This window comes from Streptomyces sp. NPDC002888 (genome assembly GCF_042888465.1).
In the GTDB taxonomy this organism is placed as follows: domain Bacteria; phylum Actinomycetota; class Actinomycetes; order Streptomycetales; family Streptomycetaceae; genus Streptomyces.
Genome location: NZ_JBIAPU010000010.1, coordinates 138,854 through 158,634, shown reverse-complemented (window position 1 = coordinate 158,634; position 19,781 = coordinate 138,854). Strand labels below are relative to the sequence as shown.

The window sequence follows — 19,781 nt, the reverse complement described above, 5'->3', positions numbered from 1 at the left end:
CGATCGTCCTCGGGGGCACTGCCGGTTTTCCCTACCTCAGCCTCGCTGAGCCTGCCGGCGACGCAGCACCAGATACCCACCCGCGGAGACCAGCGCGGCCGCGACACCCGACAACAGCCCGACCGGGGCACTGCTGCCCGTCTCGGCCAGGTCACCATCCTCGCCGCCCCCCTGCGGCGACGCAGCAGCAGCCGCGGAGGAGGACGCCGACACCGACGCGGACACCGACGAGCCCGCGCTCGGCGACGCCGACACAGACGCCCCCTCACTCGCGGAGGAACTCGGCGACACCGACGCCGACGGCGTCGCACCACCGCCCCCCTCCGAGTCCTCACAGTCCGACCAGAACACCTTGTGCTTCGCGGCACCCTTCTCGCCGTCGAAGTTCCAGAACAGCTTGTAGTGCCCGTCCGGCAGCGACAGGTCCGCCGTACGGCCATGACCCCCGCCGTCCAGCGTGATCGCACCGGACTTCACCGTCTCACCCTTCGTGGCGGCGGTCGGCGCCCAGGCCTCGATGTGCCAGTCGACCTTCTGACCGCCGTCAAAACCGAAGGCGTCCAGATAGAACGCGCACACGTGCGGCTCGTTGCGACGCAACTCCTCGCCGGTCGAGGCGTCATGGATCTTCACGGTGCCGTTGTCACCCGGAGGGGTGGCATAGGCGGAAGGGGCCGCGAACAGGGCGGCCGCGGCAACGGCGAACACAGCGCCGAAACGGGAGAGGGTACGCATGGGCAGTCCATCTTCGAGTGAACCAACAGAAGATGTGGAGGGGGCGGCTCAGCTTCCAGCCCCGGCCATGACCAGGTCAATCACGAACACACAACACTCGGCCCCGCCACCGCCATGAAGAACGGCGAAACCCCTCAGACCGTCACGAACGCCAGATGGTCACACACATCAGAACGTCAGTCACACACATCAGAACGTCAATCACACACATCAGATCGTCACGAACGCAGCCGTCAACAACCCGACCCCCACCCCCGCCAAAACCCACCCGGCCCGCACCCGCCCCAGCCCACCCGCGACCACCACCGACGCCAACAGCAGCGCACCACCCAGCGGAATCCACGCGAACAACACCCCGGCCGGCCCCGAACGCACCACCTCGTCCGACCCCGGCTTCACCACAACCGTGTACGTCTGCCCCTTGCGCACCGCCACCGACTTCTCGATGACGACCCGCTCCCGCGCCGACGCCCCCTGCGACATCGGCGTGAACGGCCCCGAACACGTGCCCCCACCACAGCGCGCCACCTCGATCGTGCCGCTCTCCCGCCCCTTGGTCAGCATCACGTGCTGAGCGGCACCCCACGAAGCCCAGACCCCCGCGATCAGGATCAACACGGCAACCGTCCCCATCGCCGCGAGCCGCCCGAACCGCAACGCGACGACCGAGGCCTGACGAGAGGAGAGGGCTGTGGCAGGCATGGCCGGGATCATTGGCCATACCTGGACGGCCAGTCAACTCCGCCCAGCCCCGGACAAGTCAGGAGTTGTACGTACCCTGCGCCCGCTCCAACCCCTCGATCACCAGGCACTCCACCGCATCCGCCGCCCGGTCCACGAAGTAGTCCAACTCCTTGCGCTCCGCCGACGAGAAGTCCTTCAACACGAAGTCCGCGACCTGCATACGACCCGGCGGCCGCCCGATCCCGAACCGCACCCGGTGATACTCCGCACCCATCGCCTTCGTCATCGACTTCAGACCGTTGTGCCCGTTGTCACCGCCACCCAGCTTCAGACGCAACGCCCCAAAGTCGATGTCCAGCTCGTCATGCACCGCCACGACGTGCGCGAGCGGCACCTTGAAGAACTCCCGCAGCGCGTTCACCGGACCCCCCGACAGGTTCATGAACGACATCGGCTTCGCCAGAATCACCCGACGGTTCGCCGGCCCCGGCGGACCGATACGCCCCTCCACGACCTGCGCCTGCGCCTTCCCCGCCCGCTTGAACCGGCCCCCCACCCGCTCCGCCAGCAGATCGGCCACCATGAAGCCCACATTGTGCCGGTTACCCGCGTACTCGGGCCCCGGATTGCCCAGCCCCACGATCAGCCAGGGGGCATTGGCATCGGTCGTCACCTGCATGTCTCCTTGATACGCGCCGACCGCCGCCCCCGGGAGGGAGCGGCGGCCGGCAAACGAAAGAAAAGGGGAGGATCAGGCCTCGGCGACCTCTTCGCCCTCGCCCTCACCCTCGACGGCCTCCTCGGCCTGCGCGGCCAGCACCTGCAGGACGACCGTGTCACCCTCGACGTCGAGCTTGGTGCCCGACGGCAGGGGGATGTCCTTGGCGAGGATGGAGTCACCGGCCGTCAGACCCTCGACGGAGACCGTGACGGACTCGGGGATGTGCGTGGCCTCCGCCTCGACGGGCAGCGCGTTCAGCACGTGCTCCAGCAGGTTGCCACCCGGGGCCAGCTCACCCTCGGTGTGCACGTAGATCTCGACGTTGACCTTCTCGCCACGCTTGACCAGCAGCAGGTCCACGTGCTCAAGGAAGCCCTTGATCGGGTCACGCTGCACCGACTTCGGGATCGCCAGCTCGTTCTTGCCGTCGATGTCCAGCGACAGCAGGACGTTCGGCGTACGCAGCGCCAGCAGCAGATCGTGACCCGGCAGGGTCAGGTGCAGCGGGGCCTCGCCGTGGCCGTACAGAACACCCGGAACCTTGCTGTCGCGGCGGATACGACGCGCGGCACCCTTACCGAACTCGGTGCGCGTCTCAGCGGCGAGCTTCACCTCGGACATGTGATCACTCCTCGTAGAACATAGGAACGGACGTGGTCACCCGGCCACGAACGGCCTGCTACGAAGAGCGCGTCGATAACGGACAACCGCACCGAAGAACGGATGCGGCCTCCCTCGCCGAGCAACTTGAGCAGTCTACTCGGCGAAGGAGGCCACAGAAAAATTGACCTTGAACGACTACTGCTCGTCGAACAGGCTCGTCACCGAACCGTCCTCGAACACCTCACGCACCGCGCTCGCGATCGTCGGCGCGATCGACAACACCGTGATCTTGTCGAGCTCCAGCTCACCCGGCGTGGGCAGGGAATTCGTAAAGACGAACTCACTCACCTTCGAGTTCTTCAGACGATCGGCCGCAGGCCCCGACAGCACACCGTGCGTGGCCGTGACGATGACGTCCTCCGCACCGTGCGCGAACAGAGCGTCGGCGGCGGCACAGATCGTGCCACCCGTGTCGATCATGTCGTCGACCAGCACGCACACACGGCCCTCGACCTCGCCGACCACCTCGTGCACGGTCACCTGGTTCGCCACGTCCTTGTCACGACGCTTGTGCACGATCGCCAGCGGCGCACCCAGGCGGTCGCACCAACGGTCCGCGACCCGCACTCGACCCGCGTCCGGAGAGACGATGGTGAGCTTGTCCCGGTCGACCTTCCGACCCACGTAGTCCGCCAGCAGCGGAAGCGCGAACAGATGGTCCACCGGACCGTCGAAGAAGCCCTGGATCTGGTCCGTGTGCAGATCCACGGTCAGGATGCGGTCCGCACCCGCCGTCTTCATCAGATCCGCGATCAGACGCGCCGAGATCGGTTCACGTCCACGGTGCTTCTTGTCCTGCCGCGCGTAACCGTAGAACGGCACGATGACGGTGATGGAGCGCGCCGACGCACGCTTCAGCGCGTCGATCATGATCAACTGCTCCATGATCCACTTGTTGATCGGAGCCGTGTGGCTCTGGATCAGGAAGCAGTCCGCACCGCGCGCCGACTCCTGATAGCGCACATAGATCTCACCGTTGGCGAAGTCGAAGGCCTTGGTCGGGACAACCCCGACACCCAGCTGGTGGGCGACCTCCTCGGCAAGCTCGGGGTGTGCGCGGCCGGAGAAGAACATCAACTTCTTCTCGCCGGTCGTCTTGATCCCGGTCACAGCACTGTCTCCTCAGAGGTGTCTCAGCTGGGTGTCGAGCGACCTCGGCTGGGCATGAGAGGTCGTCTCAGCTGGGGGGTGCGGGTGTGCACTTATCACGGTACGCCGTGTTTGGAGCACCGGTTTCCGGTCAGCTTCCGCTTTCCTCCTGGCGGGAGGCCTGCTCGGCAGCCTTCGCGGCCGCGCTGCCCGGACGCTTACGAGCCACCCAACCCTCGATATTCCGCTGCTGACCACGGGCCACGGCCAGCGAACCCGGCGGCACATCCTTCGTGATCACCGAGCCCGCGGCGGTGTAGGCACCGTCCCCGACCGTGACAGGCGCCACAAACATGTTGTCCGAACCGGTACGGCAGTGCGAGCCCACCGTCGTGTGGTGCTTGTCCTGCCCGTCGTAGTTCACGAAGACACTCGCGGCACCGATGTTCGTGTACTCACCGATGGTCGCGTCACCGACGTAGGAGAGATGCGGCACCTTGGTGCCCTCCCCGATCGACGCGTTCTTCGCCTCCACGTACGTACCGATCTTGGCCTTCAGCCCGAGGCGGGTACCGGGCCGAAGATACGCGTACGGCCCGACGGTCGCCTCAGGACCGACATGCGCCCCGTCGGCCACGGTGGTGTCCACCCGCGCTCCCGCCCCGACCTGAGTGTCCTTGAGCCGGCTGTTGGGACCGACCTCGGCGCCCTCGCCCAGGTGGGTCGAGCCGTACAGCTGAGTACCGGGATGGACGACCGCGTCCTGCTCGAAGGTCACCGTCACGTCCACCCACGTCGTGGCGGGGTCGATCACGGTGACACCGGCGAGCATCGCACTTGTGAGCAGCCGGTCGTTCAGGATCCGACGGGCCTCGGAGAGCTGCACGCGGTTGTTGATCCCCGCGATCTCACGGTGATCGGCGGCCACGGAGGCGCCGACCCGGTGACCGGCCTCGCGCAAGATGCCGAGCACGTCGGTGAGGTACTCCTCGCCCTGCGAGTTGTCCGTACGGACCTTCCCCAGCGCGTCCGCCAGCAGCTGCCCGTCGAACGCGAACACCCCCGAGTTGATCTCACGGATCGCCCGCTGCGACTCGGTGGCGTCCTTGTGCTCGACGATCTCCGTCACGGCACCGGAGGCTCCGTCGCGCACGATACGGCCGTAGCCGGTGGCGTCCGGGACCTCTGCCGTCAGCACCGTCACGGCGTTGCCGTCGGCCTCGTGCGTGCCGGCGAGCTGCTTCAGCGTCTCGCCGGTCAGGAGGGGGGTGTCGCCGCAGACGACCACGACGGTGCCGTTGATGCTGCCGCCGAGCTCTTCGAGCGCCATGCGGACGGCGTGCCCGGTGCCGTTCTGCTCCGCCTGGACCGCGGTGCGGACGTCCGGGTCGATGGTGTTGAGGTGCCCGGCGACCTTCTCGCGGGCGTGCCCGACCACGACGACCAGGTTCTCGGGGTCCAACTCTCGGGCGGCGGCCAGCACATGGCCGACGAGGCTGCGACCGCAGATCTCGTGCAGGACCTTCGGTGTGGCCGACTTCATACGGGTGCCCTCACCCGCTGCGAGAACGACGACGGCTGCCGGGCGAATGGCGCTCACGGGGTTGCCCTTCGGCTGTGGAGGGTGGGGGTTGACATCCGCAGGATACCGGGGCGTTTCGTGGGGGACATGAGAGTGGGCCCTGACGGTGAGGTCAGGGCCCAGGAATGCAGCTCCGCCGGCTGGATTCGAACCAGCACTGCAAGGCTTCAAAGGCCTGCGGGCTACCGTTACCCCACGGCGGATCACTGCGTCAGACCTTACCGGAGCCTGGCGAGCTGCCAAGAACGATTCCGTTCCACCAGCCTTCGATACGACGGTACAGGTCGGCCCCCTTCAGGACCCTGATGACCAAGCAGCCCCTGTAGGAGTCACCGACGTTCTTCCGGACTGTCTTCGGGTTGTGCTTCTTGAGCGTCGTCTTGTAGAACGCGGAGCGGTCGGCGCCCACGAAGCCGGCCCAGTACTGTTCGGCCGCTGCTACGTCTGCGGTTTCATGGATCATCACGGTGTACCGCAGACGCTCGCGCTCGACTCCGAGAAGGTCGAGCCAGTCCTGGAAGACCTTGATCATGCCCGGGTCGCTGTTCACGAAGGTGACGTTCTCGCGGCGGGCGTACGGCTTGTCCTTGGAGCCCTCCGCCCAGTAGAGGCCGACACCCATGAGGAAGAGCTCGCGGTCGGAGAGCTTGCCGATCTCTCCAGCAGCCGCCGCCTTGGTCTTCTGCCGCACCTCGTCCCGTACCGCCAGCTCGTGCTCCCACCGCTTCCGCGATGCCAGCTTCGCTTGCTCCTTCGGGTCGCGCCGCTCCGGCCTAGGCAGATCCCGGACCCACAACGAGATCGAACTCTTCGAGCACCCCAGCTCCACCTGGATCTGGTCGTACGTCCAGCCCTGGAGCCGTAGCTCCCTCGCCCTGTCCCGGAGGTCGTCCTTTGCGTTCGGGCGCTTCGTCCATTCGGGAGGCGGCTCGCCCTCCAGGAGCCGGTTGAGGATGTCGTTGTTGTCGACGTGCAGCCGGTCGCGGATCTGGCGTCGGCTGTGTCCCGCCCGCCGCAAGGCGACCGCCCGCTCCCGCAACCCCTCGAAGTCCGCGTACTTGCCATATGAATGTGCCATACGCATACCGTCCGGGCGGAATGATCGGTTCCGCGGTCGAACGGCCATGGTTCAGCAGTTCGAGGGATACCGGGCGGTTTCGGAGTTATTCCGTTACGGAGTGTGGTGTAGGCCAGTCGGGGAAACTCGCCGGAAAAGCGGGGGTGGGCGCCCGTAGGCTGGAGGGCATGACCACGACGGGGGAAGACCACGGGACGGCCTTGAGGGGGCCGTGGTGGTGGGACAGACGGCGTAGTGCGGTGTTCGATTCGAGTCTGGCGGTGGTGTCCGCGCTGGAGTGCGCGGGGGAGGGGATTCCGTTCGCGCGTGCCGCGGGGATTCCGGTGGCTGTGGGGGTGGTGTTCGGGTTGTCGGCCGGATCGGTTCTGCTGATCCGGCGGAGGTGGCCCATTGCCGTGGTGCTCGTGGCGATCGCCATCACGCCCGCCCAGATGGGGTTCCTGATGGGCATCGTCGGGTTGTACACGCTGGCCGCGGCCGAGCTGCCGCGGCGGATCATCGCGTCGCTGGCGGGGATGTCGCTGGTGGGGACGTTGATCGTGACGTTCGTGCGGGTGCGGCAGGGGATGGACCGGGGGAGTCTGACGCTGGGGGACTGGTTCGTTCCGTTCGCGTCGATCGCGACGTCGTTGGGGTTGACGGCGCCGCCGGTGCTGCTGGGGTTGTACGTGGGGGCGCGGCGGCGGTTGATGGAGAGCTTGCGGGAGCGGGCGGACAGTCTTGAGCGGGAGTTGCAGCTGCTGGCGGAGCGTGCCGAGGAGCGGGCGGAGTGGGCGCGTAACGAGGAGCGGACGCGGATCGCGCGGGAGATGCATGACGTGGTCGCGCATCGGGTGAGTCTGATGGTGGTGCATGCGGCGGCGTTGCAGGCGGTGGCGCGGAAGGATCCGGAGAAGGCGGTGCGCAATGCCGTGTTGGTGGGGGATATGGGGCGGCAGGCGTTGACGGAGTTGCGGGAGATGTTGGGGGTGTTGCGGAGCGGGGAGCCGCAGCGGCAGGTGGCGGTGCCGTTGGTGGCGGTGGCGGCGGTTGCTTCGCGGGTGGTGGAGGAGGAGCCGGGTGGGGAGGGGCCGTGTCTGTCCGAGTTGGAGGAGTTGGTGGGGCAGTCGGCGGCTGCGGGGATGGTGGTGGATCTGTCGGTGGAGGGGGATGCGCGGTCGTATGCGCGGGAGGTGGAGCAGACGGCGTATCGGGTGGTGCAGGAGGCGCTGACGAACGTGCACAAGCATGCGGCGGGGGCGAAGGCGCATGTGCGGCTGGCGCATCGGGTGTCGGAGATTGCGATGCAGGTGGAGAACGAGCCGCCGCCGGAGGTGGCGTCGGCGTCGTCGGCGCGGTTGCCGTCGGGGGGTAATGGGTTGGTGGGGATGAAGGAGCGGGTGTTGGCGCTGGGTGGGGTGTTTGTGTCGGGGCCGACGGATGCGGGGGGTTTTCGGGTGTCGGCGGTGATTCCGGCGTCGTAGGGCCGGGGGCTTTGGAGCTCTGGGGGTTCAGCCTGCGGTGAGGCGGGTGGGCTCTATGCCGGTGACGAGGCCGGCGAGGGCCTGGTCGATGTCGGGGCCGAGGTACCAGTCGCCGGTGTGGTCGAGGGCGTAGACGCGGCCTTCGGTGTCGATGGCGAGGAGGGCGTGGGTGTCGGTTTCGGCGCCGAGGGGGCTGACTTCGGTGTCGAGGGCGCGGCCGAGGTCGCCGAGGGTGCGGGCGAGGTGGAGGCCGTGGAGGGGGTCGAGGTGGAGGGTGGCGGGGGCGATCTGGCGGCCGGGGCCGGTGGGGGTGATGTGGAGTCCGCCGAATTCGGCCCAGGCTTCGACGGCGGCGGGGAAGACGGCGTGGCGGTGGCCTGCGGGTGAGGCGTGGTCGCGGAGGGTGTCGGCCCAGATTTCGGCTTGTTTGATGTCCCAGCGTCCGGGTTGCCAGCCGGCGTTGCGCAGGGCGGCGTCCACGGGGACGGGGAAGCGGGTGGTGGAGGTGCGGTCGGTGTGCATCTGCCCTTTGTTCGTCGATGTGCGGTGTGGTGCGGTGTGGTTTGTGACTGTGGGGGTCAGTCGTTTGGTGCGGCGGGGTCGACGATGCGGACGCCGAAGTGGGCGCTGAGGGCGGTGCAGGCGCGGCAGGGGGTGGCGAAGTTGCCGTGGAGGGGGTCGCCGTCCTCGCGGATGCGGCGGGCGGTGAGTTTGGCTTGTTTGAGGGCTTTGCGGGCTTCGCCGTTGGTCATGGGTCTGCGTGTGGCGCGCCTGCTGCGTGCGGTGTCGGCGTTGGCGATGTGGCGTGAGATGAGGAGTGTTTCGGCGCAGCGGCCGGTGAAGCGGTCGCGTTGGGCGCTGGTGAGGGTGTCCAGGAAGTCCTGGACGAGGGGGTGGAGTGTGGGGGGCTGGTCGCCGCGGGCGGCGGTGCCGGTGAGGGTGGCGCCGCGGACGGAGAGGGCGGCGGCGACGGTGGGGAGTATGCCGTCGCGGCGATGGAGGAGGGTGGGGATCGTGGGGGTTTCGTTGCTGCTCCAGCCGATTCGGGGGTCGCCGGAGCGGCTGGTGTGCGGTCCCGTTTGAGTCGTGTTCATGATCGTCTTCCCCTCCCGAGCATCCCCCGGACGTCACAGGGTGCCAAATCGGGGGGCCGGTGTGGTAGCTGGGGCGCTGCGACACGCCCGGGTTTGGGCTGGCTGTCACGGTGGGGTGACGGCTGGTCACCGAAGCGGAGGCCCGGTGACCGGTGTCGTCGTACCGCATAGGCTGTCGGCACCGCGACAGGTGCGGTCAACGCGCGTCGGTGCCGTTGGAGACAGTCGAATACGGCCGTGGTGTGCCGGAACCGGAACGGTGCCGGCCGCTGTGGGTCGTACAGAGTGCCGCAGGGGGCAACCGCCATGACGACAGGTCGGCTCGGGCAGCAAGCCGCGCCGCCGAACGCGGCCTATGCCGGGCAGGTCGTGCACTTCCCGGATCCGGTCCGGGCCACTCGTCACCCGAGGGGGGTGCGGGTGGATGAGCACGGTTACCCCGACTTCTCGCCCTATGCGCGTGCGGCGGCGGAGATCGCTGATCCGCCGGAGGGTTTCGGGGTCGACGAGTTGCGGCTGACGGACTACGTGTCGGCGAATTCGGCGCTGGCGGCGTCGGGGCACGATCTGTGGGACACGGTGCCCGCGGTGGCGACGCCGCATGGTTGGACGTGGCATCACGTGGTGGGTTCGCGGCGGCTGGAGTTGGTTCCGGTCGAGGTGAAGGCGTTGTTGCGGCATCACGGTGGGGTGGCGACGGCGCAGGTCGATCAGGGCAAGCGGGGGACGCGTCCGTTGCAGGAGACGCGGCCGGTGCATGTCGGGTTGCCGAAGTCGGGTGTGGCGGTGACGGAGCAGCAGGTGCAGGGGGTCGAGGAGGACCTCGGGTACCGGTTGCCGGGTGCGTACCGTTCGTTTCTGAAGGCGGCGGGTGGTTGTGCGCCGGTGGGTGCCGCGCTGGACGCGGAGTTGGGGCTGCTGGTGGACCAGCCGTTCTTCACGGTGCGGGACGAGGCGGCGGTCAATGACCTGGTGTATGTGAACAAGTGTCTGCGTGACCATTTGACGAAGGATTACCTGGGTGTCGGTTTTGTCCAGGGTGGGTTGTTGGCCGTGAAGGTGAAGGGTGACCGGATCGGTTCGGTGTGGTTCTGCGCGTACGACGATGTGCGGGACGTGGATCCGGCGATGTCGCCGGCGGAGCGTACGGGGCGGTTGTTGCTGCCGTGCGGTGAGGATTTCGATGTCTTCCTGTCCCGGCTCGCGGGCAATCCGCCGGAGTTGGAGACCGTGGCGAACCTGATGGTGGACGGCGGGTTCGCGCGTGCCGTTCCGGTTTCTTCCGTGGGGGAGTGAGCTCAAGCGATGGTGACGTTCGCGCAGGCGCAGGAGCGCGCGGAAGAGTGGATCAACGGGGATGTGCCGGCGTACCAGCATCGTGAGGTGCGGGTGCGGGAGTTCGAACTCGGGTTCGTGGTGTGGGGCGAGGACCGTGCGGACGGGCCGCGTTCGGACGGGGGTGCGCAGCGGCTGGTGATCGCCCGGGACAGTGGGGAGGCCACGTTGTGGCCCGCGCTGCCGGTGGGTGAGGTGATCCGCCGGTACGAGGAGGAGTACGGCGTTCCTGAGGGCGTTGCCGATGCGGCGCCGGCGCCCGCGGCTCGGGTGGACCTGAACCAGACGTCGTTCTTGTTGTCTCCGCCGGAGTGGTTGCAGGAGGCGGCGGACAAGCTGGGCATTCCGGATCGGCGGGGGGCTGGGGAGGAGAGCTCTTCGGGGGCTTCTTCCGTGGCGTCCGGGGCGGGTGCTTCTGGGGCGGCCTCGGGTGGGGCGGGGACGCTGCCCGAGACGCAGGCAGGGGAGCCTTTCGGGTCGTCCTCTCTGTCTTCGCCGTCCTTTCCGTCTTCGCCGTCTTCGTCGTCCTCGGCTTCCGCGTCTGTTGCGGCTTCCGCGGCGCAGGGGAGTGGTGCGTCGTGGCCGGCCGCCGCGGGTACGGGTGACGACGCGGCGGGGGCGCGTGCGGAGGCGCCCGGTGTGCCGAGTGCGCCCGCTGGGGCGACGCCCTGGGCGGGGACGGACACCAACGGCGACGCGGGGGAGGACCGTTCCGTACCGCTGCCTGCGACGGTGTTCGCGCCGCCTCTGACCGACGTCGGCGACGGCACGCCGCCGCCTGTCGCTCCGGACGCCAAGACGGCGCTGATGTCGGGCGGGAGCCAGCTTCCTCGGACGGCGGTGGCACCGGCGGTCGATGAGCAGGGTGCGCCAGGTGCGTCGGGTACGGCCGGTGGCGTGCACGGGTCTCAGGGGGCCGGGTATCCGCAGGCGCCGACTGGTCCGGGTGGTCCCGGTGCTCCGGGCGGCCCCGGTGGTCCGGTTGGGGCCGACGGCCGTACGCCTCCGCCTGGGCCCGGTGCGTCGACGTACGGGTATCCGCAGGGGGCCGGGGCTCCGGCCGGGCCTGGTACTCCGCCTCCGGCTCCGGGGGGTGCGCCCTCGTACGGGTATCCGCAGGGTGCGCCTCAGGGGCCGGGTGGTCCGGGGGCGCCGGGGCGGCCGTTGGCGCCGAATGCCGGGGACATCGCCGATGCCGCGACCAGCAAGGCGGCGCCTCCTCGTCGTGGGCGGGGGGTGACCCCGCCGCCTCCGCCGGGTGCTCCCGGAGCGCCGGGTGTGCGGCCGGGCAGTGGGCCTCCGCCGCCGTCCGCACCGGGGGCGCCGGGTGCTCCTGCCGGCGGGTATGTGCCTACGCAGCTCGTGTCGGCGCTCGGCCCCGACGGCCCCGAGGGTCAGGGCGGCCCGGGTGCGCCCAACGTGCCGGGTGGTCCCCACCCGCCCGCTCCGCCGAACGCTCCCGGTATGCCGAACACACCTGGTGGTACGCCTCCGGGTGGTGTCCACCATGCCGCCACGATGCTCGCCGATCCCGGCCGGATGGGCGGGGGTGCGCCGCCGCAGCCTCCGGGCGCGCCGCAGCCTCCGGGCGCGCCGCAGCCTCCGGGCGCGCCGCAGCGGCCCGGTGGTCCGGGTGGTCCGGGTGGTCCGGGTGTGCCGCACGCGCCGGGTGCGCCCGGTGTCCCCGGTGCGCCCCATCCGCCTGGCGTTCCCGGTGCTCCGGGCGCGCCTGGTGCCCCGGGTGTCGCCGGTGCTCCTCAGCCTCCGGCTGCTCCGGGCGTCCCGGGCGCGCCGCAGCCTCCGGGCGCCCCGGGTGCACCCGGCGCTCCGGGCGCTCACGGCTCGGCAGGTGGCGCGCATGGCGCCGTCCACCACGCCGAGACCATGCTGGCCGGGCCTCCGGTGGGTGGCCCGGGCGTGCCCCCGCCCCCGCAGGCCCCCGGCATGCCTGGCGCCCCTGGGGTCCCCGGTGCTCCTCCCGCTCCCCCAGGTGCGCCCGGTGCCGGTGGCCCCGGTGGCCACGGTGTTCCCGGTATGCCTCCGGGTGCCCCCCAGCCCATGCCTCCTGGTGCGGTCCCGCCGCCGGGGCAGCCCGGTCCTGGCGGGCCGCCGCCCGCGTACGGGTATCCGCAGCAGGCCGGTCTGCCGACGGTCGGGCCGGGCTATCAGGCCGTGCTGCGCTACCGCGCCCAGGACGGTTCCGAGCAGCAGCTGATCCGGCGTTCCGCGCCGGGGACGCCGCACCCGGAGTGGCAGATCTTCCACGAGCTGCGTGGCATGAACGTGCCGCCGGACCAGGTGCTGGAGCTGCACACGGAGCTGGAGTCGTGTGAGTTGCCGGGTGCGTACTGTGCGCGGATGATCCGGGAGAACTGGCCGCAGGCGCGGATCACGAGCATCGCCCCGTACGGCACGGATCACGCGAGTCGGCAGCAGGGCATGCAGCAGTTGCTGGCGCACCAGGGCGAGTTGCACCAGGTGGCCGACGGCCCCGCGCGCCCCGCGCCGGTGCGCGCGCCGTTGCCGCCGGTGCAGTCGGCGCCGCCGGTTCCGCCGGAGGGCATCGCGCAGGAGCTGGCGGCGGCGTTCGGGCCGGGGGTGTTCCGGTTCGAGCAGGCCGCGGTGTCCCGTCAGGGTGTGCCGCCGATCGTGGCGCACACGCTGGTCGTGGCGGGGCTGCCGGCGGACATGGGGCCGTTCTTCTGGGCGCAGGCCGTGGCCGGGCGGCCCGTGCCGACGCTGGCTGAGCTGGCGCAGGAGCGCGGGGTGCACCCGGCCTCGGACGCGGGTTCGTACCTGGTGATGGGCACGGACTTCGGCAAGGCGATCTGCGTGCAGTACGGGACGGCGAACATCGTCGCCGTCCCCGTCGAGGCGGGGCCCGGCGGGGCGCCCGTACCGCCGCAGTTCGTGAACACCGGTCTGCCGGAGTTCGCGCGGTGCCTCGCGCTGCTCGGGCGGATGTGGCGGCTGCGGTTCGGGCTGAACCAGGAGCAGGCGGGCCGTTGGACCGTCGACTTCCAGGCCCAGTTGGCCGCGCTCGATCCGGCGGCGCTCGGTTCGCCGGAGAGCTGGTGGTCGGTGCTGCTGGAACAGATGTGGGACGGGCTGCTCTGACGGCAGCCTTCAGGCAGGGGGCCGGGCCCGGTCGCACGACCTGGCCCGGCCCCTTTCTGTGTCTTACAGGCGTTCGTGGTTTATAAGTGGAGTGTCGCGTTATGAACACTTCCGTCTGATCCATCAAGATGTGCGCGAAATGGATCCGGCGGAGAGGGTTCCAGGATGAGCAGCGCATCGGTGTCGTCCCACGGTTTCGTGATCGTCCGCGGGCGTGGCTATCGGCCCGAACAGGTCGATGCGTACGTCGAGGCGCTCTCCGAGGATCGTGACGCGGCGTGGGAGCGGGCCGCCCGCCTCACCGTGCTCGCCCGGGACATGGACGAGGAGGCGGAGTGGCTGCGGGAGGCGGTGACGCACCTCGCTCCGCAGACGTACGAGGCGCTCGGGGAGCGCGCCCGGCGCCTTTTCGAGCAGGTGGAGGAGGAGGCGGCGGCCGAGCGGGAGCGTGCGCGGTGTGAGGCGCGGGAGTGGCGTGCCGAGGCGCAGGCGGACGCCTTGGAATGGCGCCAGGGGGCGCAGGAGGAGGCGGACGCGCTGCGTGCGGAGGCCGAGGAGCGCGTCCGTCAGCGGTTGCTCGCGGCGCGTGCAGAGGCGGACGAGATCCGTGTGAGTGCCCGGCGTGAGGTGAAGGAGAGCCGGGGTGAGGCGGTGGCCGCGCTGCGGGAGATGCGTCAGCGCACCACCGGGATGCTCGCCGAGCAGGGGAAGGAGTTCGCCGAGCGGTTCGCCGAGGTGGAGCGGGAGGCGGCCGAGCGGGCCGCCGCGCTGGACGCGGAACACGCCCGGTCGGTGACGCGGGCGGAGGCGGCGCTGTCCGAGGCGAAGCAGGCGTTCGCCGAGGCGGAGGAGTCGGCGCGGCGGCGGCAGGAGGAGGCGGGGGCGCGGGCCGTGGAGGTGGTGGCCGAGGCGCGGGTGCGTGAGGAGCACATCGCGTGCGAGACGGAGCGCATGCTGCGCGAACACGGAGAGCGGCGGGACGACGTACAGGCCCACATGGACCACGTACGCAGCAGCTTGACGGCGCTGACGGCGCTGACGGGGAGGGTGGCGGAGTAGCCGCAGCCGACGAAGCGGGCCCCCGCCCCGTCAAGCGCCGTGTGGGCATGGCGGGCCGGCCCCCACTCGTGAAGCGTTGCGCGGGCATGGTGGGCCCCCGCCTGTGATGCGCTGCGCGCGCATGGCGGGCTCCCGCCTAGTGATGCGCTGCGCGCGCAGTGCGACGCCCGCCCCTCAGCCGCCTCAGCTCTCCCTCCGTACCGCCCCCGCCAGAATCCAGCCCTCCACCGCCTCGTACTGCTTGCGTTGTTCCTCTGCCTTGGTCCGGCCGGAGGCGACCGTGCCGAGCCAGCCGAAGGCGAAGCCGAGGGGGATGGTGACGAGGCCGGTCGTGGTGAAGGGGAACCAGTTGAAGTCGGCGTCGGGGAAGGCGGAGACGGGGGAGCCGGAGACGAGGTTGGTGCCCGGCATCAGCAGCAGGACGGAGAGGGAGCCGCCGATGAGGGTGCTGAGCAGGCCGGTTCGGGTGTAGCGGCGCCAGAAGAGGCTGTAGACGAGGGCGGGGGCGAGGGCGGAGGCGCCCAGGCAGAAGGACAGGGTCACCAGGGGTTGCAGGCTGCGGTGCTGGACCTGGACGGCCAGCAGGACCGTGGGGATGCCGATGGCCAGGGCGGAGAGGCGGGCCAGGAGCATCTCGCGGTGTGGGGACATCTCCCTCACGCGGGCGGCGAACACGTCGTGCGCGAGGGAGTTGGCGCAGGCGAGGATCATGCCGGCGACCGAGGCGAGCACCGTGAGGAAGATCGCGGTGGTGACCGTGGTGAACAGCAGTGTCTCGGCCGTGGAGATGTCGGGGCCGAAGGCCGCGCGGGAGCCCATCAGGTAGGCGGTGTTGCCGCGCGGGTCGGCCTGGGCGACCGCCGCCCGGCCGACCAGGGCCGTCGCGCCGACTCCGACGACGGTGATGACCAGTACGAACACGGCCACGCTCGCCACCGCCCAGGACATGGAGCGGCGGACCTGGCGGGCGCTGGAGGCGGTGTACATGCGCATGGTGATGTGGGGCAGGCAGGCACCGCCGAGGACGACCGTCAGCTCGGACGTGATCATGTCGAGGCGGGGGCTCGCGCCGCCCGTGAACTGCAGGCCCGAGTGGAGGAAGGCCGATCCGACGCCGCTCTGCCGTGCGGCCGCGTCGAAGAGGGCTCCCGGGTTCCAGTCGAAGCGGCTCAGGACGAGCACGGCGACGACGGTGCCGGAGCCGAGCAGGATGACGATCTTCAGCATCTGGATGAGGGCGGTGCCCTTCATGCCGCCGATCGCCGCGTAGCTGATCATCAGGGCGCCCATCACGAGGACGCATCCCGTCTTCACCGCGTCGCCGGAGAAGCCGAGGATGAAGGCGAGCAGCTGGCCCGTGCCGGCCAGTTGCACCAGCATCATCGGCAACAGCGCGGCGATGGTGACCACGCATGCGGTGACGCGGACGGCCCGTCCGGGCATACGGCGGGTCAGGGCGTCGCCCATGGTGAACCGGCCCGCGTTGCGCAGGGGTTCGGCCAGCAGGAACATCAGCAGCATCAGGGAGAGCGCGGTGCTGAGGGCGAGGACGATCCCGTCGTAGCCGAACAGGGCGATCACGCCGCCGGTGCCGAGGACGGTCGCCGCCGAGATGTAGTCACCGGCGATGGCCAGGCCGTTGCGCAGGGGGGACAGGGAGCGGTAGCCGGTGTAGAACTCGTCGAGGTCGTCGCGGTCGGGGCCGGTCATCACGCACAGCAGGAGGGTGACGGTGACGACGGCCGTGAAGGCGACCAGTGACATGGTCTGGGCGTCGCCGCTGAGTTCCGTCATCGGGTGGCCTCCCGCCTGGCGTCCAGGGCGGACTGCCTGCGGATGCGGTCGGCGAGCGGGTCGACGCGGCGGCGGGCCGTGCGCTCGTACAGGACGATCGCCAGCCCGGTGACGGGCAGTTGGAGCAGGGCGAGGACAAGTCCCGCGGGCAGTCCGTCGGTGATCGTGCCGGTCATGAAGGAGGGCGCGAACGCGGACAGGATCAGGAACAGGGTGAAGTAGCCGAGTGCGGTGAGGGTTGCCACGCGTCGCTGCCGGCGGTAGGCGCTCCGCAGGATCCGCAGGTCGCCGTGGTGGCCGAGGGGTGGTCGGGCCGGTGGGCGCCGGGCGGGTCCGGGCGGCGGGGGCGGCTGCCAGGGGTAGGTGTGGTGCGTGGGCGGCGGGTCGTGGAACATCCCGGTGCTCCTTGCGTGGCTCGGGTCCGTGGCGGCGGACCGCAGGGAGGTGGGGGGGCGCGAGCCACGCACGCTACTCGGCGCTTCGGAGCAGCGGGAGGGTTTCAGCAAACTGAGTGGTCGGTATGCGCTTACTACGCCAAACCGTTGCCGACCTGGGGTGTTACCGGCGTTAACCGGTCTCTGAGGTGCGGTGTCCGACCGTCAGCAGTTCTGCTCCGCCACCAACTTGAGCATGACGACCTGCACGGTGGCCTGGTCGAATTGGGCGCGGCCGGCGAGGTGGGAGGTGTCGAACTTGATCGCGTACATGTTGTCGGGCCGGTCCGGCACCGCGGTCCAGATCACGCCCATCATCGCGAGCTGCTCGTCGAACGGCATGTCGCCGGCTTCGGCGGGCTTCGGGTAGGCCCGTTTGACCTCGGCGAAGGTCGAGCCGGCGCCGATGCCCTCGGGAGTGCGCACGTTCTCGGCGGTGAGCGTGGTGATGCCGAGTTTGCTGGACCAGCCGACGCGGATGTCGTCGGGGCTCGTGTGGGTCATGCAGGCCTTGGGGTCCTCGTCCCGCGCCTCGAACTGGCCGGTGGCCTCGGCCTCGTCGAGGCTCATGCCGACCTCGAACGGGCCGATGCCGTCGGGGCCCAGGGTGCGCTCGGAGGGCGCGGAGGAGACGGGCGGCGAGGCGAGGACGGGTCCGGGGCCGTCGAGGCTGAAGCCGCCACAGCCGGCGAGGAACGGCACGGCGGAGAGTGCGGCCAGTGATCCGACGACGGACCGGAGTGTGCGGCGAGTTCCCACAGGTCTGTGCCGTGTCCGTTGCATGCGCATGTGTCCCCCCGATGGTGGCCGTCCCCTGATGGTGGCCGTCCCCTGATGGTGGCCGTCCCCTGATGGTGGCCGTCCCCTGGCGATGGCCGCCCTCTGATGGTGGCCGTCCTGCCTGATGGTCGGCCGCGATTCTAGATCGCCGAGCCGTCCCGGTCCCCGGGATTTTGCAGCACCGGGAAGCGGCGCGGCGCCACGCACAGCAGCACCAGGAACGCCAGTGCCGCCGCGCAGGCCGCGCCCAGGTACACCGCGTGCACCGCCTCCGCGATCGCGTGCCGGGTGGCCTCGGGGGCCGTGCCCGCGTCGAGGGCCCGGGTGACGGAGTCCAGGTCGTTGGCGCCGCCGAGCCGCGCGGCCAGCACCCCGTTGGCGACCGCGCCGAAGACCGCCGCGCCGACGGTCTGGCCCGTCTGACGGCAGAACAGCACGGACGCGGTCGTCGTGCCGCGCTCCGCCCAGCCGACCGTCGACTGGACGCCGACGATCAGGGGGAGTTGGAACAGGCCGAGGGCCGCGCCCAGCAGGAGCATCAGCAGCGTCGGCTGCCAGGCCTCGCCCGGATACGGCAGGAACGGGAACGCGAACAGCACCAGCGCGGCCGCGCCGATGCCGAGCAGCGCCGTGTCGCGGAAGCCGATCCTGCGGTAGACGTGCTGGCTCAGCGCGGCGGACACCGGCCAGCTCAACGTCCATACGGACAGCACGAATCCGGCGGTCACCGGGGCGAGGCCCAGCACCGACTGCGCGTACGTCGGCAGGAACACCGTCGGGGCCACCATCAGCAGGCCCAGCGCGCCCAGCGCGAGGTTGACCGCGGCGATCGTGCGGCGGCGCCACACCCACCCCGGGATGATCGGCTCGGCCGCCCGGCGTTCGACGACCACGACCAGCGCGGCCAGCGCCAGCCCCGCACCGAACAGGGCGAACGAGGGCGCCGACAGCCACGGCCACGCTACGCCTCCCTGCACCAGCGCCGCCAGCAGGACGCCGCCGCACGCGAACACCGCGAGTGCGCCCGGCCAGTCCACGCGCGCGTGGGGACGCGATTTCGGACGGGACTGCCGTTGCGACTCGCCTGGCGGCTCCCGCAGTGACTCCCGCTGAGGCTCGTGCAAATGACGGACGATCAGCCACAACGCCACCGAGCCGATCGGCAGGTTGACGAGGAAGATCCACCGCCAGTCGGCGTACGCCGCGAGCAGCCCGCCGATGCCCGGGCCCGCGACCGCCGACACCGCCCACACCGTGGACAGCTTGGACTGGATCTTCGGGCGCTCCTCAAGGGGGTACAGGTCGGCGGCGAGCGTCTGCACCGTGCCCTGCAACGCCCCGCCGCCCAGGCCCTGTACGACACGGAACGCGATCAGCGCCGCCATGTTCCAGGCGAGCGCGCACAGCAGGGAGCCCAGCAGGAACACGGCCGCGCCGACGACCAGCACCGGTTTGCGGCCGAAGGTGTCGGAGAGCTTGCCGTAGACGGGCAGGGTGACCGTGACGGCCAGCAGATAGCCCGAGAACAGCCAGGAGAAGACGGAGAAGCCGCCCAGGTCGCCGACGATCTGCGGTACGGCCGTGGAGACGATGGTGGAGTCCAGCGCCGCCAGTGCCATCGACAGCATGAGCGCGGCGACGACGGCGCCCCGCCTGCCGGTGGCCGTGCGCTGTGCGGCGCCGCGTGTCGCCGGTGTCGTACCGCTCACTCGCAGTCCCCTCCCGTGCCCCCTGCATCTATCTGCCGTCGGACAGCTTCGCATTGACCCTCACGTGACGGGAGGGTGCAGCCTGGGTGCGCCGGAGGGTGGAGTTGGCCCCGAGAAGCCCTCCACCCGGCGGTGGACTGCCCCTAGGGGTACCTCCGTACTACGGCTCGGGGAGGGTTCGTACCGCCGGAGGATGAGTCGGCACGGGGGTGCTCCTTAACCTGGCTTTACGCCGTCGGGGGGCGGCGACCGTCACCACCGGGGGGTGGGGTTAACCCCCCGGAAAGAGGGTGCCGAGCACCAGCGCGCCCGGCCCTCTTCCACCGACAGACTGAGCGACGTACCGAAGGCACGTACCGAAGCGACGTACCGAAGGCGCGTACCGAAGCAGCAAGCGCACGGCCGCAGCGACAGCAGCGACAGCAGCGACAGCAGAGCACACGC

17 protein-coding genes and 1 tRNA gene are annotated in these 19,781 nt (G+C 70.3%); 4 read left to right on the top strand and 14 right to left on the bottom strand.

The genetic code is table 11. The features are described from left to right. Window positions 1-36 precede the first annotated feature (36 nt). The 8 genes from ACFYWX_RS18425 to ACFYWX_RS18390 all read right to left on the bottom strand — a co-directional run bounded on the left by ACFYWX_RS18425 (window position 37) and on the right by ACFYWX_RS18390 (window position 6,552). On the bottom strand, window positions 37-735 hold the full coding sequence (locus ACFYWX_RS18425) for an LPXTG cell wall anchor domain-containing protein (RefSeq protein ID WP_389425078.1): 699 nt from the start codon (window positions 733-735) through the stop codon (window positions 37-39). A 210-nt stretch (window positions 736-945) separates the two neighbouring features. Then, window positions 946-1,449 (bottom strand): hypothetical protein, encoded by a 504-nt coding sequence (locus ACFYWX_RS18420; RefSeq protein WP_389425077.1) that lies wholly within the window; start codon window positions 1,447-1,449, stop codon window positions 946-948. Between the two features lie 46 nt (window positions 1,450-1,495). Further along, on the bottom strand, window positions 1,496-2,098 hold the full coding sequence (gene pth / locus ACFYWX_RS18415; protein ID WP_389425076.1) for an aminoacyl-tRNA hydrolase: 603 nt from the start codon (window positions 2,096-2,098) through the stop codon (window positions 1,496-1,498). Between the two features lie 72 nt (window positions 2,099-2,170). Next, window positions 2,171-2,761 (bottom strand): 50S ribosomal protein L25/general stress protein Ctc, encoded by a 591-nt coding sequence (locus ACFYWX_RS18410; RefSeq protein WP_389425075.1) that lies wholly within the window; start codon window positions 2,759-2,761, stop codon window positions 2,171-2,173. Between the two features lie 177 nt (window positions 2,762-2,938). Beyond that, a complete protein-coding gene (locus ACFYWX_RS18405) occupies window positions 2,939-3,913 on the bottom strand; it encodes a ribose-phosphate diphosphokinase (RefSeq protein ID WP_389425074.1) in 975 nt (324 codons plus the stop codon). Window positions 3,914-4,043: 130 nt separating this feature from the next. Next, window positions 4,044-5,492 carry a bifunctional UDP-N-acetylglucosamine diphosphorylase/glucosamine-1-phosphate N-acetyltransferase GlmU gene (glmU, locus tag ACFYWX_RS18400; RefSeq protein ID WP_389425073.1) on the bottom strand — a complete coding sequence of 483 codons (1,449 nt, stop codon included), beginning with the start codon at window positions 5,490-5,492 and terminating at the stop codon, window positions 4,044-4,046. A 113-nt stretch (window positions 5,493-5,605) separates the two neighbouring features. Beyond that, a tRNA-Gln gene (locus tag ACFYWX_RS18395) sits at window positions 5,606-5,677 on the bottom strand. A gap of 8 nt (window positions 5,678-5,685) precedes the next feature. Continuing rightward, window positions 5,686-6,552 (bottom strand): hypothetical protein, encoded by an 867-nt coding sequence (locus ACFYWX_RS18390; RefSeq protein WP_389425072.1) that lies wholly within the window; start codon window positions 6,550-6,552, stop codon window positions 5,686-5,688. 167 nt (window positions 6,553-6,719) lie between these two features. Here ACFYWX_RS18390 and ACFYWX_RS18385 point away from each other — a divergent pair, with 167 nt between their 5' ends. Continuing rightward, on the top strand, window positions 6,720-8,015 hold the full coding sequence (locus tag ACFYWX_RS18385) for a sensor histidine kinase (protein WP_389425071.1): 1,296 nt from the start codon (window positions 6,720-6,722) through the stop codon (window positions 8,013-8,015). 27 nt (window positions 8,016-8,042) lie between these two features. Here the strand turns inward: ACFYWX_RS18385 and ACFYWX_RS18380 are convergent, their stop codons facing one another. Both ACFYWX_RS18380 and ACFYWX_RS18375 read right to left on the bottom strand, forming a co-directional pair. Further along, window positions 8,043-8,537 (bottom strand): SUKH-3 domain-containing protein, encoded by a 495-nt coding sequence (locus ACFYWX_RS18380; protein WP_389425070.1) that lies wholly within the window; start codon window positions 8,535-8,537, stop codon window positions 8,043-8,045. Between the two features lie 56 nt (window positions 8,538-8,593). Beyond that, window positions 8,594-9,109 (bottom strand): YwqJ-related putative deaminase, encoded by a 516-nt coding sequence (locus ACFYWX_RS18375; RefSeq protein ID WP_389425069.1) that lies wholly within the window; start codon window positions 9,107-9,109, stop codon window positions 8,594-8,596. 306 nt (window positions 9,110-9,415) lie between these two features. Here ACFYWX_RS18375 and ACFYWX_RS18370 point away from each other — a divergent pair, with 306 nt between their 5' ends. The 3 genes from ACFYWX_RS18370 to ACFYWX_RS18360 all read left to right on the top strand — a co-directional run bounded on the left by ACFYWX_RS18370 (window position 9,416) and on the right by ACFYWX_RS18360 (window position 14,620). Continuing rightward, entirely contained in the window at window positions 9,416-10,405 is a 990-nt protein-coding gene (locus ACFYWX_RS18370) for an SMI1/KNR4 family protein (RefSeq protein ID WP_389425068.1), read from the top strand. A 9-nt stretch (window positions 10,406-10,414) separates the two neighbouring features. Next, the gene (locus ACFYWX_RS18365) at window positions 10,415-13,561 is read left to right on the top strand and encodes an SUKH-4 family immunity protein (RefSeq protein ID WP_389425067.1); all 3,147 of its coding nucleotides are present in this window, start codon (window positions 10,415-10,417) and stop codon (window positions 13,559-13,561) included. 165 nt (window positions 13,562-13,726) lie between these two features. After that, the gene (locus tag ACFYWX_RS18360; protein WP_389425066.1) at window positions 13,727-14,620 is read left to right on the top strand and encodes a cellulose-binding protein; all 894 of its coding nucleotides are present in this window, start codon (window positions 13,727-13,729) and stop codon (window positions 14,618-14,620) included. Window positions 14,621-14,803: 183 nt separating this feature from the next. Here the strand turns inward: ACFYWX_RS18360 and ACFYWX_RS18355 are convergent, their stop codons facing one another. The 4 genes from ACFYWX_RS18355 to ACFYWX_RS18340 all read right to left on the bottom strand — a co-directional run bounded on the left by ACFYWX_RS18355 (window position 14,804) and on the right by ACFYWX_RS18340 (window position 19,337). Continuing rightward, window positions 14,804-16,414 carry a cation acetate symporter gene (locus ACFYWX_RS18355; RefSeq protein WP_389425065.1) on the bottom strand — a complete coding sequence of 537 codons (1,611 nt, stop codon included), beginning with the start codon at window positions 16,412-16,414 and terminating at the stop codon, window positions 14,804-14,806. After that, entirely contained in the window at window positions 16,411-16,809 is a 399-nt protein-coding gene (locus ACFYWX_RS18350; protein ID WP_389425064.1) for a DUF485 domain-containing protein, read from the bottom strand. Before ACFYWX_RS18350 ends, ACFYWX_RS18355 begins: the two co-directional genes overlap by 4 nt. Window positions 16,810-17,013: 204 nt before the next feature. Next, entirely contained in the window at window positions 17,014-17,550 is a 537-nt protein-coding gene (locus ACFYWX_RS18345; RefSeq protein WP_389425063.1) for a hypothetical protein, read from the bottom strand. A gap of 218 nt (window positions 17,551-17,768) precedes the next feature. Then, window positions 17,769-19,337 (bottom strand): MFS transporter, encoded by a 1,569-nt coding sequence (locus ACFYWX_RS18340; protein WP_389425062.1) that lies wholly within the window; start codon window positions 19,335-19,337, stop codon window positions 17,769-17,771. Between the last annotated feature and the right edge of the window lie 444 nt (window positions 19,338-19,781).